Source organism: Sphingobium chungbukense (assembly GCF_001005725.1).
Taxonomy (GTDB): Bacteria; Pseudomonadota; Alphaproteobacteria; order Sphingomonadales; family Sphingomonadaceae; genus Sphingobium; species Sphingobium chungbukense.
The window spans coordinates 284363-299650 of sequence record NZ_LBIC01000006.1 but is presented as its reverse complement, the minus strand read 5'-3'; the positions used below and the strand labels follow the sequence as shown (position 1 = coordinate 299650).

10 protein-coding genes are annotated in these 15288 nt (G+C 61.4%); 5 read left to right on the top strand and 5 right to left on the bottom strand.

The annotated features are described in order from the left end of the window. Positions 1 to 198: 198 nt before the first annotated feature. Both YP76_RS14670 and YP76_RS14665 read left to right on the top strand, forming a co-directional pair. Complete coding sequence (locus tag YP76_RS14670; RefSeq protein WP_046764339.1) at positions 199 to 1815, top strand: CocE/NonD family hydrolase; 1617 nt, start codon at positions 199 to 201, stop codon at positions 1813 to 1815. 55 nt (positions 1816 to 1870) lie between these two features. Further along, entirely contained in the window at positions 1871 to 2677 is an 807-nt protein-coding gene (locus YP76_RS14665; protein WP_046764338.1) for an alpha/beta fold hydrolase, read from the top strand. A gap of 353 nt (positions 2678 to 3030) precedes the next feature. Here YP76_RS14665 and YP76_RS14660 read toward each other — a convergent pair whose 3' ends face one another. Genes YP76_RS14660 through YP76_RS14650 form a run of 3 tightly spaced genes read right to left on the bottom strand, consistent with a single transcriptional unit; the run spans position 3031 to position 6316 of the window. Beyond that, a complete protein-coding gene (locus YP76_RS14660; protein ID WP_046764337.1) occupies positions 3031 to 3408 on the bottom strand; it encodes a 4Fe-4S dicluster domain-containing protein in 378 nt (125 codons plus the stop codon). Then, positions 3405 to 4985 carry an FAD-dependent oxidoreductase gene (locus YP76_RS14655; protein WP_046764336.1) on the bottom strand — a complete coding sequence of 527 codons (1581 nt, stop codon included), beginning with the start codon at positions 4983 to 4985 and terminating at the stop codon, positions 3405 to 3407. The genes YP76_RS14660 and YP76_RS14655 overlap by 4 nt, the downstream gene beginning before the upstream one ends. After that, a complete protein-coding gene (locus YP76_RS14650) occupies positions 4982 to 6316 on the bottom strand; it encodes an LLM class flavin-dependent oxidoreductase (RefSeq protein ID WP_046764335.1) in 1335 nt (444 codons plus the stop codon). The genes YP76_RS14655 and YP76_RS14650 overlap by 4 nt, the downstream gene beginning before the upstream one ends. A gap of 429 nt (positions 6317 to 6745) precedes the next feature. Here YP76_RS14650 and YP76_RS14640 point away from each other — a divergent pair, with 429 nt between their 5' ends. Continuing rightward, complete coding sequence (locus YP76_RS14640; protein WP_157035794.1) at positions 6746 to 9154, top strand: TonB-dependent receptor; 2409 nt, start codon at positions 6746 to 6748, stop codon at positions 9152 to 9154. 234 nt (positions 9155 to 9388) lie between these two features. Here the strand turns inward: YP76_RS14640 and YP76_RS14635 are convergent, their stop codons facing one another. Together YP76_RS14635 and YP76_RS14630 are read right to left on the bottom strand one after the other, a co-directional pair. Next, positions 9389 to 10018 carry a 2-hydroxychromene-2-carboxylate isomerase gene (locus YP76_RS14635; RefSeq protein WP_046764333.1) on the bottom strand — a complete coding sequence of 210 codons (630 nt, stop codon included), beginning with the start codon at positions 10016 to 10018 and terminating at the stop codon, positions 9389 to 9391. A gap of 5 nt (positions 10019 to 10023) precedes the next feature. Next, the gene (locus YP76_RS14630) at positions 10024 to 11646 is read right to left on the bottom strand and encodes an AMP-binding protein (protein WP_046764332.1); all 1623 of its coding nucleotides are present in this window, start codon (positions 11644 to 11646) and stop codon (positions 10024 to 10026) included. Between the two features lie 273 nt (positions 11647 to 11919). Here YP76_RS14630 and YP76_RS14625 point away from each other — a divergent pair, with 273 nt between their 5' ends. Together YP76_RS14625 and YP76_RS14620 are read left to right on the top strand one after the other, a co-directional pair. Next, positions 11920 to 14373, top strand: coding sequence for a TonB-dependent receptor (locus tag YP76_RS14625; protein ID WP_198147503.1), 2454 nt, complete (start codon positions 11920 to 11922; stop codon positions 14371 to 14373). A 59-nt stretch (positions 14374 to 14432) separates the two neighbouring features. Continuing rightward, positions 14433 to 15287 carry an alpha/beta fold hydrolase gene (locus YP76_RS14620; RefSeq protein WP_046764330.1) on the top strand — a complete coding sequence of 285 codons (855 nt, stop codon included), beginning with the start codon at positions 14433 to 14435 and terminating at the stop codon, positions 15285 to 15287. Position 15288 lies beyond the last annotated feature (1 nt).

Genomic DNA, 15288 nt, shown 5'->3' with positions numbered 1-15288 from the left:
CGCTGGCGGCGCGATACCGCTGGCGCATGCGGCTTTGATTGCGATCCTGCGCACATTGGCTCGGTGGCCGGTTTCCCATATCCGGCGACGAGCGTCTGTCCTCAATTAGAAGGGACAGACGGCAGGGCCGTGCATGACTAGGCCTGATCGCAATGGATGACCGCCCCAGCGCGAGCGGACATGCGGAGGAGGTGTCAGGTGGCGGAGTTGACGTATGAAGCGGCGAACATGGTGGAGCAAGATCTCGGAGCGGTGACCTATCCGCTTCCAGAGGGAATCGTGGTCGATCGTGATGTTCGCGTCCGGATGCGTGACGGTGTTCACCTTGAAGCGACAATATACCGGCCTATTGCGGAAGGCCGGTATCCGGTGGTCATGTGCGTGACGGCCTATGGCAAGGATTTTGGCCCTGCCGACTATTCGACACTGCCCAAGATCAAGGCTGCGGGTATGGCGGTCGGCACGATGCACATCTGCGAGGCGACGACCTGGGAAGGGCCGGATCCGGGCTTCTGGGTGCCCAATGGTTATGTCGTGATGGTTGCCGATCCCCGCGGCTATTATGGGTCGGAGGGTGAACCCGGCGTCTACTCCGAGGAAGACGCGCATGACTATGCGGAATTGATCGAGTGGGCAGGCGTTCAGCCATGGAGCAACGGCTCGGTCGGGCTTCACGGTGTTTCCTATCTCGCCTGCAACCAGTGGATGGTCGCCTCCAAGACAAGACCTTCCCACCTGAAAGCCATTGTTCCGTGGGAAGGGGCGAGCGATTTCCTGCGCGATGTCATAGAGCCGGGTGGCGTGCCGGAAACCCGCTTTCTGGGCGGCTATTATGCCGGTTCGCTTGCCCGCGGAGCCGGCATGGGCATTGCAGAGACCGGACCCTCGATGATGGACCATGCCGCGCGCCATCCGTTCGAGCTTGAGAATATCGATGTGCCCGCGCTCATCTGCGCGTCCTGGTCCGATCACGGCCTGCATACGCGGGGCTCGATCGAGGGATTCATGCGTATCGCCTCGGAACAGAAATGGCTCTACACGCATGGCGGCAACAAATGGGAAGTCTATTACAGCCCTGAAGCAGTCGAGTGGCAGAAATCCTTCTTCGACCATTTCCTCAAGGGCGAAGATAATGGTTTTCAAGACCGTCCGCGTGTCCGGTTGGAAGTGCGCGCGACCAAGGAGCGGGTCGAGGTTCGCAGCGAGACCGCCTGGCCGCTTGAGAGCACGAGGTTCACGCCGATATATCTGGATCCGGCGCGTAAGGCGCTCGTCGCGTCCATGCCGGGGCAGACCGGGTCCGTTGCCTATGACTCCGAAGCAAAGCAGTCGATAGAGTTCGACCTCGCCTTCGACCGCCGGACTGAAGTGACCGGCCCCATGGTGCTCAAACTATGGGTATGCGCCAAAGATACCGACGATCTTGATCTGTTCGCAGCCGTCCGGAAATTTGATCGCCACGGGCAGGAAGTGTTTTTCTGTGGCAAGGACGGGTTCCGATCGGGCGTGGTGGCGCTTGGCTGGCTGCGCGCGTCGAGACGGCATCTCGATCCGCTGCGATCCAGACCGTGGCGGCCATTCCAGAGCTTGGAACGGACGGAGAAGCTGCGCCCCGGCGAAGTCGTTCCCGTTGAGCTGGAGATCTTGCCCTCCAGCACCCTTTTCGAGCCCGGCGAAACCCTGCGGCTTGCCATAAGCGGCCGTGACATCGTTGAATTTTCGCGCTTCGGGCATGACGACAGCGTCAATCAGGGCCAGCATGAAATTCTTACCGGCCCACATCACCCTTCGCATCTACTCGTCCCATTTGTCTGATCCGACGCGACGGATCTACCGATACTTCAAAATGCGGAATTGCTGAGAGGCTGTCATGAGCGACGAAATGATGAAACGGATTGAGCTGAACGGCGCGGAACTCGGCTATTCCACCTATGGCGTGGAGAATGGCAAGAAGGCGCTTGTCTTTGTCCACGGCTATGCGATGCGTTCGACCGGCCCGCTCTATGAGGAACTGTTGACGCGTCTGTCGAAGCGCTATGCGGTGTATGCGCTCGATCTGCGCGGCCACGGTGCCTCCAGGGATTCATGGGCCGACTGGTCGTTCGAGACACTGGCCGACGATATTGTCGCCTTTGTCGAAACGTTGCGCCTCGATCAGCCGGTCTTCGTCGGCCATTCCTTTGGTGCGCCGGTCGGTCTCTTCACGGAAATTCGCCGTCCGGGAACATTTTCGGCCTTTTGCCTGCTGTGCCCGGGACCGGCCGATCACCGGCGCGATCCAGTGGATGCGCTCAAATTCATGATCGAGAATGGTCGCAATCGCGATGTCCTGCGTCCGGGATTCGACGGGATGTTCGTGCGTCAACCGAGCCCTTGGACGGAAGCCACGCTCGACGCTGTCACCTCGCTCGACAGCGGCGTTCACCTGGCGCTCCAGGCAGCCAATCCGTTGTTCTCGATCGACGATCAGCTAAAGGATGTCGCCGCGCCGGCCCTGCTCATCCGTGGCGAGGCCGATCCTGTGGTCCCGCCCGCCATCCAGCACGACATGGCGTGCAAGCTGCCGCGGTGCAAGGAGGTGGTCTATTCTACCGAGGGGCATATGCTCCCGATCGAGAGTGCGCTGATCGTGGCCAGGGAAATCGACGCATTCCTCGCCGATCCTCCCTCTTACTGACCTTCGCTCGTGACTCCTCCGAAGGACGAGACTTCATGTTCTGGTGACGAAGCGCCATAGGCCGCGCCAAGATACGGGCGGTGAGGCGGATCAAAGGCCGCTTCTGCGGATAGGCGACAAGCGGACGCAGGCCATTGGCGAAGGGCATGATGATGTCTCGCGCCGCCGCGCGTGATGCGCCCACGCCCGCAAAACTTCCCGCAATCAAGCCAGCAACGAGGCTGCGTCGATCGACTTCACTCACAGGCGTCTCTCCACAAGACGGACGGATTTATCGTGCGCCAAGATTTCTGTATATGCTCTTTGCCGGTGCGGACCGCAGTTGCCCAGCCAGCAGTTCTGAAGCAAGGGAGCTATAGGCCATCCGTCTTCAGCGTCTGGTATCGACTTTCTGCGGTCTCGATCCCTTCCTGGAGCAGTGGTCCCAGCAGCCTGTAATGATCAAGATGGCCCGGCGCGTCCGGTCTGTCCCAGCCATGGTCGTGACGAATGCGGCCCAGATGCCCGGACAGGCGGATAGCCTCCGGGTCGATGATTTCGGCAGCGTGGGCGTCCGGCCCCACATAGATGGCATCGGAAACGCAATAAAGTTCGCACATATAGCAGGTCTGGCATTGGTCTAGCCGGGCGATGACAGGAGCGCCTTCTCCTGCATCCAACACATGCGAAGGGCATATGGCGACGCAATCGTTGCAGTTGTCGCACAGGTCTTCGAAGATGTGCGTGATCATGCTGCTGCCTCGGCATATCTTTGCTGCTCCGGCCGTGTCCAGATCATGTCCAGTCCACCGGTCAGCAGCCGCGCACCGCTTCCGGCATCGAGTTCAGGTGCATCGATGCGGACGTGGATGCCACGGCTTTCCCGTCGCGACAGCGCCGCTGCCGTGCACCAGCGCGCCGTGGCGGTCATCGCCGCCGTCTCCCGCAGCGACACGAGCGATAGGCCCTCGGCCCGGCCATGATCGCGGATAGCACGCCAATGCGCCTCAAGCACCTTCAGCGAGTCCGTCAATTGCCGCTCGCTGCGCCAAAGCGCGTGTTGGTAGCCGTTCATATGATGGTCGATGTCGGCCTCTATCGCCTTGCGGTCGACGGGACGTTCGGCCGCGACCGGATGGATGGCTGCTGAAGCGGCGGATCGCAACTGCTCCATGGTGCGCCTTCTTCCGGCAAGAGCTTCCTTCGCCGCCGCCGCCCCGGCAATTTGTCCCGATGTCAGTGCCCAGGCGCTATTGACCGCCCCGCCGCCACTGATGGCGCCCGTCGCCAACTCGCGCGTTGCCGCATCGCCCGCGGCGAAGAGGCCCGGCACGTTCGTCCGGCAATTCCCGTCCCGAATGCGTAGCCCGCCATTGCCCCTTATCGTTCCTTCGCCGAACAATTTTATCGGCCAACGCTCCTTGAACAGGTCGACACCCTTTCGGACGAAGGGCGGCGGCGTAAAAGGCTGGATGTCGTGCAGGACCGGAGGCAGTGCGGACGGCGCGTCGATCAGGTCGGCATAGACCGGCCCCGTCAACAAAGCCGCGCCCAGTGCCTGGAAATGGGCGTGACCGCGGGGAGGCTGGACGATTTCCTCGCCATCCACATCATAATAGCGTGCCGCTCCATAAGGTAGAGTGCGGGTCGATGCCCAGGCGGGCGACACGCTATACTGGATGGAAAACTCCATGCCGGATAGTTCCGCCCCGGCTTCCACCGCCATCAGATAGCCATCACCCGTATTGCCATGACTGCCAAGCAAGCCTGACCGGAACGCGCAGCCGCCCGTCGCCATGATGACCGCGCCTGCCTGTATCTCCCAATCCCGTCTGATCAGCCTGGCATGTCCCCTCGCGCCCCTGACCGCGCCGTCGCCGTTCACCAGCAACTGCGTCGCAGGATGATGATCCAGGATCCGCGCGCCTGCTGCCAGAGCATAGGCGCGCAGGGCACGCATATATTCTGCCCCTCGGACGCCGCTATAATAGCGCCCGCCCTTGCCGTCCGATCCGAATGGATAATAGGGGGCAAGCTCCGGCAGGGTGCGCCAGGTGGTGTCGATGACCCGCTCCATCCATTCCGGATCGCCAAGGCCCAGTCCGGCGGCCAACTTCCGCTCGATCACCTCGCGCCGTTTTCCAGGATCAGGCGGCACCCACCAGTGGTTGGGGCCACCCGTCGCCGTAACTCCGCTGGTGCCGACATAGCCTTTGTCGACCATGATGGTGATCGCACCCGTTTTCGCAGCGGCGATGGCTGCCCATGCCGCCGCCATGCCGCCGCCGATGATCAGGACGTCGCACCGATGGGCTTGGATGTCGTTCATTCTGCCGCGATGGCGACGGGCGGTTGGACATGGCGATGCTCCGGCACCGGCAGCCCCAGATGCCCGCGCAGCGTGTCATGCGCATAGTCGCGTCGGAAGAGCCCGCGTTCCTGGAGGATCGGTACGACTTTCTCCCGGAACAAGGCGAAGTCGCGCGGGCGCGTGACGCGCAGATTGAACCCGTCGGCTGCGCGCCCGACGAACCAGCGCTCGATCTCGTTCGCGATCGTTTCGGGCGATCCGACGAAGGGCGAGGTCCACTGGCCGAAGCGATAGGCCGCCTGGCGCAGTGTCAGCTTCTCTTCCGCCGCCACACGGATGACGCGTTCGGCCCCACCCTTGTAGCTGTTGAGCGTCACACCCGACAGGTCGGGGAAGGGCGCGTCCAGATCATATTTCGAGAAGTCATGATAGTTGAAAAGACGCCCGACCTGCGTCAGCAGCTTCTCGACACTCAGCGCCCCTTGCGCCGCATCGGCGATGGCGCGCGCTTCCTCGTCGGTCTCCGCGATTGTCGGAACGAGGCCCGGCATCACGACGATATGATCGGGATTGCGTCCAAGTGCTGCCGCTTGTGCCTTGAGGTCGGCATAATAAGCGCGGCCGCTTTCGAAATCCTGCGATGCCGCGAAGGTGCCCTCCGCAATTGCCGCGCCCAATGCGCGGCCCTCGCTGCTGTCGCCCGCCTGAAAGATCACCGGCTGCCCCTGTCGCGACCGGCCGAGCGCCAGTGGCCCGGCGACCGAGAAATGCGCCCCTTTGTGATCCAACCGGTGCTGCTTCGACTTATCAAGGAAGACGCCGCTTGCCCGGTCGCGTGGGAAAGCGTCGTCCTCATAACTGTCCCACAGGCCTTGAACCACCTCCACGAACTCGCGTGCGCGGGCATAGCGCACGCCATGTTCGAAATGCGCGTCGCGTCCGTAATTCAGAGCCGCGCCTTCAAGACCGGTGGTGACGACGTTCCAGCCTGCGCGGCCCCGGCTGATATGGTCTAGTGACCCGAACTGCCGCGCGACGTTGTAGGGTTCCCAATAGGATGTGGTGAGCGTGCCGACGAGGCCGATGCGCGATGTCGATGCCGCCACCGCCGACAGCAGTGTCAGCGGCTCCAGCCTGTTGAGGAAATGCGGCGCGGTGTCGGGCGTGATGTAGGGAGAATCGACGATGAAAACGAGATCGAACTTCGCCGCTTCGGCGAGGCGCGCATGCTCGATATACCAGTTGATGTCGATACTGGCGTCGCCCGGCAAGTCGGGGTCGAGCCAGCTATGATGATCGGCCCCGACCCCTTCGAGTATCGCGCCCAGATGCAATTGCCGTTTGGCCATGTCGATCCTCCTGAAACCATTGGAGGGCGAGGATAGGGAGTTGGAAAGACCGGGAATAACAAGAGCTGCTCAACCACCGCTGAGTTTGTTCAAAGCGAACATGTTCACGAGTTGGGAATCCAGGCGCTGTATGGGGCGGCTGACCGGTGCGGCCATCCGCCTTCGCCTTGTCGATGAGCGGGCCTTCTAATCCAATCAGCAAAGCTCAACGATTGAGCAGATCTTCTCTCCGGCACAGCAAAGTTCATTATACATTCTCTACTAAATTAATAGTGTTTCCGCGAGAGCATAAGCCGTGGGGGTTCAACCGTTCAGATGAGACACTATAGAGGTGCGATCCTCGGCCGGCAGGTCTTGCCGCGTGCCTGATCCTGTGAGTTGCTGCCCCTAGCGCGCCACGCCCAAAGCCTTAGCAAAGAAGGATATAATATGCCGGTCATCAACCGGGCATGGCTGCTCGCGGCCACGGCCCTGCCCATCGTTTCGCTCGCAGCCCTGTCGATAGCGCCTGCGTCGGCCAATGAAACGGCCGTCCTTGCGGAGGGTCCTGATGCGGGCAGCGGTCTTGGTGACATCGTCGTCACCGCCACCCGCAAGGAAACCAGGCTCCAATCCACTCCTGTGGCTGTCAGCGTGATCGACGAGGTCTTTCGCGGCAATCACAATGTCCTGACGACCCGCGATCTCGCCGGGCAGATACCGGGGCTTTACACGCCGCCAACCGGCATTACGCCGCTGACCAATACCTTCTTCATTCGCGGCATCGGCAACAGCGATCCGATCTTCGATCCGACGGTCGGCGTCTATATCGACGACGTCTATCTGCCGCGCGCCATCAATGGCATGTCGGACCTGACGGATATCGAGCGGGTCGAGGTGCTGCGGGGACCGCAAGGCACATTGTTCGGCGCGAACTCGGCCGGCGGCGCGATCCGCTATATCACGCGCACACCGGGCGACAGCCTCGATCTGAGGTTCGATGCGGGCTACGGCAATTACAAGACCTTCAACGCGCATGCCTATGTCGCCGGTTCGCTGGTGCCGGGCCTGCTGGCGGCCAGCATCGCGTTCGCGCATGACGAGCATGAAGGCTATACGTGGAACCCGTCGCTCCAGCGCCGCGTCAACGACCAGAATACAGATGGAGGGCGCGTCAAACTGGTCTTCACGCCTTCCAGCAGATTGAAGCTCACGCTCTCGGCCGACGGCACGATCGATCGTTCGCAGGCTGCGCAATATGTCGCGACCACCTACAATGCGACGAATCCCGCCTTGACCGGCCTGGGTGCCATCACCGGTGGGACTTTGTTCAGTCCGACGCAATTCTCCGCCTTCAAGGACAATGTCAGCTACGCCGGGCGTTTCGGGATCAACCGATCCCATTCCGGGGGTGTCACCGGCCGGATCGATTATGATCTGGACCGCCATCTTTCCGTTCATTCGATCACGGCTTTGCGCGGTTTCGATCAGGATCCGGTCAATTACAATAATGACGGGCAGAATCAGCTCCCCTATAATAGCGCACAGCCCCGTCGTATCGACATCTCCGACAACTACATCGTCTACAAGCAGAAGAGCTTCACCCAGGAACTGCAATTGCAGGGCAACTGGAACCGCTTCGACTTCACCGGCGGCCTTTACTATCTGTTCGAAAATTTTCGCAGCAACCGCATCGGCTATGTCACCGGTCTGCCGCAGTCGGACACTTCGCTGCCTGCTGCACCTTTCGACCAGATCGGCAAAACCATCACCCGCAACTATTCAGCCTATCTACAGGCCAATTATCGTCTGACCGACCGGTTGACCCTGACCGCGGGCGGGCGATACATCACCATACGCCGCGCTTTCGATTTTCAGGGCCTCAACTATGATCTCGACAGCAACCCGATCGATCCCTCGCGCTATCCACAGGTTCTGACAGGGGGCGCGATCCCGTCTCTTGGCGTCAACGTCGCCGCCTCCCAGGTCAACTTCACCAACGCAGGGGTGCTCAACAGGAAGACCTGGCATGCGTTCACGCCCAAGGCTGGCATCTCTTATCAGGTCACGCCCGCCATTTTCCTGTTTGCAAGCTATTCGAGAGGCTTTGACGCAGGCGGATTCAACAATCGCGCCCTCAATCTGGCGACCGCGCTGCCCTATGCACCCGAAACGGTGAACACATTTGAGGGCGGCTTCAAGAGCGACTGGCTGGACAGTCACCTGCGCGTCAACCTGACGGGCTTCTACAACGACTATAAGAATCTCCAGACGGCGGTATCGGCCTTCAGCCCGATCTCAGGCACCTATGTCAGCACGCGGGGCAATGCGCCATCGGCGCATACCCAGGGCTTCGAACTGGAGACGTCCGCACAGCCTGTCGATAATCTGTCGCTGGCGTTGAACGTTACCTACCTCAAGACACGGTTTGACGACTATTCGGCGCCGGCCCTCGGAACTATACCTGCCTACAACTACACCGGCAAAGCGTTTTCGGGACAGCCGGAATGGCAATATTTCGCCTCGGCGGATTATGGCATCCCGATTGGCGGGGTCGGCACGATCAAGCTGGGCGGTAGCATCAACTGGCAGACATCCTATTTCTCCGACCTGCTCAACAGCCCGCAATATCGCATCGGTGACAAGCATTTCGTCAATGCTTTCATCGGCTTCACCACCGCGGACCGGCGGTGGGACTTCACGCTGACCGCTCGCAATGTCGGTAACGCCTTCTATTTCTCCGCTCTGGCTCCGGTCGGCACTCCACTCAGGGCTGGCCCCTTTGCGGGAACGCAGCTCGTTCAGGGCGCGCAAAATGCGCCCCGGACCATCTTCTTCAAGGCGGCCTATAAATATTGAAGGATGAGAGCGGTCGGTCCTTCCTCGATCGGCCCTTCCTCGAACTTGCCGGGGAAGCGGGACAGCGCGCCCGCGGGTTCAGGAGGCTCGCGGGTCGGCCCGTGTCGAGATATGTGTGACCATCACTCATGACATATAGTCGCGCGAGACCCTCGGCAACACGGATGCTGCGCAAAAGATGATCCAAATGTCAGCCGAGCGGGCACCTCTCGCATGGCGGGCGCGAGGATGGCTTCACCAACCTCCGGTCTCGAGCCATTGCGTCATCATGTCCAAGCGGTCGGATCCCCAGAACATTTCGCCATCGATGATCGTTGTAGGAGAGCCGAACACGCCCGCCGCGATGGCGTCGGCGATCTCGTTTCTTAATGCGGCCTTGATGGTCTCCGACTGAAGAGCCGCTCTTGCATCATGCTGCGGCAACTCCAGTTCCCCGATGATGGCGAGCACTGTATCGATTTCCGAAATGTCATGGCCTTGCGACCAGTGCGCCCGATAGAGGGCGAGGACAAGATCTTCGGTCCTCTGAGGAGCGGTGTCGCGGACCCAGAGTGTGGCACGCGCGGCGACGACGGATGAGAAGGTGAAGACGGGGGCCTCCGCTATGCCAAGACCATGATAGCGCAGGCTGCGCGGCAGGTCGCGGCGCAAATAATCGCCCTTGAGCGGCGTTTCGAGTAAGGGGGGAAGGCCCATCGTATCGACGACGGTCGCCTTGAGAAGAAAGGGGTGCCAACGAACGCCGCGACCGAATCGGCGCGCCAGCGTTCCGATCCGCTCCGCGCCGATCCAGCCGAACGGTGAAATGAAATCGAAATAAAAATCGATGGAATCCTGATTGCCGGTGTTTTCCGCTTTTGCCATCTGCGCTAGTCTCCTGCCGCTTCGTTGAGCAAAAGATCGCGCAGCGCGAATTTCTGGACCTTGCCTGATGCGGTTTGCGGAAAGCTTTCGAGGAAGTGCCAGCGCCGGGGCACCTTGTATCCCGCCAGATGCTTGCGGCAGAAGGCTTCGAGATCGGTGGGGCGGGAAGCCTTGGGGTCATAGAGGCGGATACAGGCGGCGACCGTCTCTCCCCAGGCATCGTCGGGCATCCCGACCACGGCGACGTCAGCGATGGCGGGATGGGTGATGAGGACATTCTCGACCTCGCGCGGATAGATGTTTTCCCCGCCGCGGATGATCATGTCCTTGAGCCGCCCGAGTACGCGACAATAGCCCTGTTCGTCCATACTGCCAATGTCGCCGCTATGCAGCCAGCCTTCGTCATCGATCGTCGCCCTGGTGGCGTCCGGGGCATCGAAATAGCCGGTCATGATACCATATCCGCGCCCGCAAATCTCGCCGGACCCACCGATCGGCAGGATCTCACCCGTGGCGGGATCGACGATCTTGACCTCGGTATGGGGAAGGGGCTTGCCAACGCTTTCCTGCCATCCGGCATGCTGGTCGCGGGGCAGGGTGTGGGTGAGATAGGGCGACGCCTCCGTCTGGCCGTATCCGATGGTGACATCCACGTTCGCGACGCTTTCGGCGCGCCTGACCAACTCGGGGGAAACCGGAGCGCCGCCCAGGGCGACCAATCGCCAGGACGACAGGGCGCGGGGATGTATTTCCTGTTCTTCCAGCATGCGGATCAGCATAGTGGGAACGCAAAGCATGATCGACCCTTTCTCCTGCTCGAATAGGTCCAGCATATGGGCAGGATGATATTCGGGCGGTAGCACCTGGGTTCCGCCGGTCTGGAGCGCGCCCAGCGTGGCGAGCCCGCACCCCGCGGTATGGAATAGCGGCATGGGGTTGATCCATATGTCCCCGGCATCTGCGCCGAGAATTTCTGCGAACAGGCGGCCGTTATTGCTCAACCCCCTATGGGTGAGACACACGCCCTTGGGAAAGCCGGTCGTGCCTGACGTGTATTGGATTTGCGCGATGTCGTCTGGGGAGACATGCGGCAGTGCGCCGCCTGAAGCGTTCGACAGGAAGTCCCTCCACGAGGACAGGTGGACGACAGTGCCGCATTCCGGAAGATCATGCATCACCCCGCTGAGAACATCGCCAAGTCGTCGTCCCCGATATTCGTCCTGAACGATGATGCCGCGCGCGCGCGACTGCTTCAGGACATGGGCGAGTTCATGTTCAAGATAGGCGGGGTTCACAGTGACGAGAACGAGGCCCGCCAATGCCGCGCCAAATTCCACCAGCACCCATTCGGGGCTGTTGCTGCCCCATATCGCGACATGCTCGCCCGGCCTGAAATGGGTGAGCAGGGCGCGCGCCACCTTTTCCGCCTCGGCGGCGAGTTCCCGGAACGTCCATCGGCGCCGTGACGCTCTGTCGGGTTGACCATCGATCAGGGCGATTCTGTTGCCATAGGATGTCGCCGCTCGGTTCAGGGCGTCACCGACCGTCCCCTCGATCAGGACGGCAGTCAGATCAGCCGTATAGCAAGACGAGGACAGCGTTTTTCGGGCCGTGGCGGCAGAGGGCATGATGGCGTCCTTTCCGGTCAGATCTTTCCGCTCCGGCTCACTTTTGTCACGAACAACTGGCCGGCTGATATATCAAATATACAAAAATATTCATATAATGCAATAATCCCCATTGGATCGCCAGCCTGGTCCGCACGGGATATGGGGAGCTCATCCACGTTTCCGTCTATTTCAATATATGCACAAATTCATATATTGACCTATCGTGAGGGCGTTGGTACGAACGCCCCATTCAAGAAGATGGCTTGCAGCGGCCACGCTGAAGGAGGGAATATGATTAACCGACGCTCGCGCACCCCTTTTCAAACCGGCCCCCTGCGGCGGCTCGGCCTGTGCAGCGCACTCTCCCTCGTCATGCCCGCGGTCGCTTTCGCTCAGGGTGGAGCTCCCGCCGTGCCCCAGGAAGATGGAGGGCTTGGGGAAATCGTGGTGACGGCGCAAAAGCGCGAGCAGAAGCTACAGGACGTCGGACTGAGCGTTTCGGCTTTTGATGGCGCCGCGCTCGACAATGCGGGCGTGAACGCGGTGACGGATCTGGCCAAGGTCGTTCCGGGCCTGGACATCACCCCCAGCCCGAGCGGAACGCCGGTCTATACGCTTCGCGGCGTGGGCTTCTTCGAAAGCACCCTGAGTGCCGCGCCCGACGTTGCGCTTTATATCGACCAGTTGCCTCTTGCGGTTCCGGCGTTCGGTGCGCTCACGGCGTTCGATCTGGAGCGCGTCGAAGTGCTCAAGGGCCCGCAGGGCACGCTCTTCGGCACCAACGCGACCGGCGGCGCGATCAACCTCATCGCAGCCAAGCCCACCAACGATCTGGATGCCGGTATCGAGCTTGGCTTCGGGAGTTTCAACACGATCCGTGGCGAAGCGCACATCAGCGGGCCGCTGTCGGACACGCTGAAAGGGCGTATCGCGGTCAAGGTCAGCCAGGGCGACGAATGGCAATATAGCTATACCCGCAGGGACAAGCTCGGCAAGACCGATGAACTTGCCGGCCGCATCCTGCTCGACTGGCAACCGCGCGAGGGGATGGGCTTCGTCCTCAATCTCAACGGCTGGCTGAACAAGTCCGATCCGCAGGCGCCGCAGCTCGCGCGTCAAACGACGCCCGCGGACCTTCAGGCCCCCGTCGGGTCCGTCACCTTCGGCCAGGTGGTTCCTCCCGATTTCGCGCTGCTTCTCATTCCGGGCGCGCCGGACAACAACCGTGCGGCGAACTGGGACCCCGATTACCGGCCCTATCGCGACGACCGCTTCTACCAGACGGCGCTGACGGCCAATATCGACCTGTCCGACACGATCACCCTCACGTCCTTGACCGCCTACAGCAATCTGCGTCAGCGCAAGGCGTCCTCCTATTCGGGTACGGACCTTCCGGCCTTCGAGCAGGCTGCAAACCCCGCCCGTGCCAATGACTTCAGTCAGGAGCTTCGGCTTGCCGGCAACGATGTCGGGTCGGGGCTGCGCTGGATGGTCGGCGGCAATTATCAGCGCACGGCCAGTTATGAACGGATCGATGCGATCTATCCGTTTGCATCGACCGGTTTTCGCGATGGCTTTACCGCCAACACGCTCGATACGCGCCAGGTCTTCAAGCAGTGGGCCGTGTTCGGTAACATGGAATATGACCTCAGCGAGCGGCTGAAGTTGAAGGCCGGCATCCGCTATACCGATTCCAGCCGGACGGCGGCCAGCCGGGTTTACGACACGCCGGGCTATGTCGAACCTATCCCCGGCGCGCTCGGCCTGACGGACTTTTTCAATGTCCTCATGCCGGCGGTCTATGTGCCGCTATTCTGTCCCGGTGTCACCTATACTCCCGTAGTTCCGGGGCAATCGGTGTCGGTCGATCCCAACAACTGTGTATCGGGCACGTATAAAGCCAAGCTCAAGGAGGATAATGTCCCCTGGAGTGTCGGTATCGATTTCAAGCCCAACGACGACTTGCTGATCTATGCCAACATGTCCCGGGGCTTCAAGGGTGGGGCGTTCCCACTGGTGAACGCCGCCAGCCAGGAGCAATTCTATCCCGTGCCGCAGGAGAAGCTGACGGCCTATGAACTCGGCTTCAAGTCCAACCTGCTGGGCAATCGCGTCGTGTGGAATGGGGCGGCGTTCTACTACGACTATGCCAACAAGCAGACGCGCGGCAAGACGGTGGATCCGCTGTTCGGCGCACTCGAAAAGCTGGTGAGCATCCCCAAGTCCCGTATCTGGGGCGCGGAAATGGACATGACGCTGGTGCCGACGCGGGGCCTGACCGTCCGGCTGGCGGGAACCTATCTGAACACCAGGATCAAGACGTTCAGCGGCATTGTCGGCGCGCAGAATGTCGGTGGGCTGCTGTTCCCGGTCTTCAGTTCGTTCAAGGGCGCTCGTCTGCCGTTCGCGCCGGAGCTGGCCGGGTCGGCAAGCCTGGACTATCTGTTCCCCCTGACCGGGACGGTCGAAGCGTTCCTGGGCGGGGGCGTGCGCGCGCAGACGAAGAGCTACGGTTCTCCGCAACTGGGCGGGCAGGACAAGAAGGACGCAACGATCAAGGGCTATGCGACGCTCGACCTTCGGGCCGGCGTGCAGTCTGCCGACGAGCGCTGGAAGCTGACGGTCTGGGGTCGGAACGTCACCAATAGGCACTATTGGACGAACAGCCTGCGGGCGTTCGACACTATCGTCCGCTACACGGGCCGTCCGTCCGAATATGGTGTAACGTTGGGCTATAAATTCTGAGCGTGATCGCGCCATTGTGCGCGCATGGGCAGGAAGACAGGAAAGAGGAGAGTTCGGATATGGATGGTGGCACAGGCATTCCGGTGCGCGACACGATCCTCTGGGTCGATGACACGGGGGAAACGGATCTGCCGCCGATCCTGTGTCTCCACTCTCTCTTTCTGGACGGGCGGATGTTCGACGCGCTCGTCCCTGCGGCCAAGGGGCGATTCCGGGTGATCCGTCCGGACTTCCGCGGGCAAGGCAGCAGCGCGCCCTCTACCCAAGCCGTGGTGACCATGGATTGCTGCGCGGATGACATGATCGCCCTGATCGAGACACTGGGGTTGCCGCCGGTTCATCTGATAGCAGCGTCGATGGGCGGGGACGTTGCGGTTCGGATCGCGGCGCGCCGACCGGATCTGTGCGCCTCCATGGTGATGATGGGGTCCTCCGTGCGCGGTGAGCCGGACGATCAGAAGGCCCATTTCACGGACCTGCTGGACCGGACCTATGCCACCGGCTTTGTCGGTGGCGATCTGGACATGATGATGTCCATCATGTTCGGCGCGACAACCCGGTCGAATCCGGAAAAGCAGGCGATGCTTGACCACTGGCGCCTGCATATCGGACGGCTTGCCCCCTCTACCTGGGCCGCCATGCATGGCGTGGTGGAGCGGCCCAGCGCGGTATCGCTGCTTCCCCAGGTAAAGGCGCAGACGCTTGTCTATCTGAGCGACGAGGATGTCGCGCGTCCGCAGGAATGGACGCATGAAGTTGTGAACAATATTCCCGGCGCCAAGCTCGCAAGGCTCGAAGGGGTGGGACACAGCCCGATCCTAGAGGTGCCGGACGTCGTCATCCCATCAACGCTTGATTTCATGGCCAGCGCTCAGCGCGCTCTCGAAATACGGCCCGCTCCTGCTGGCGCCTGAC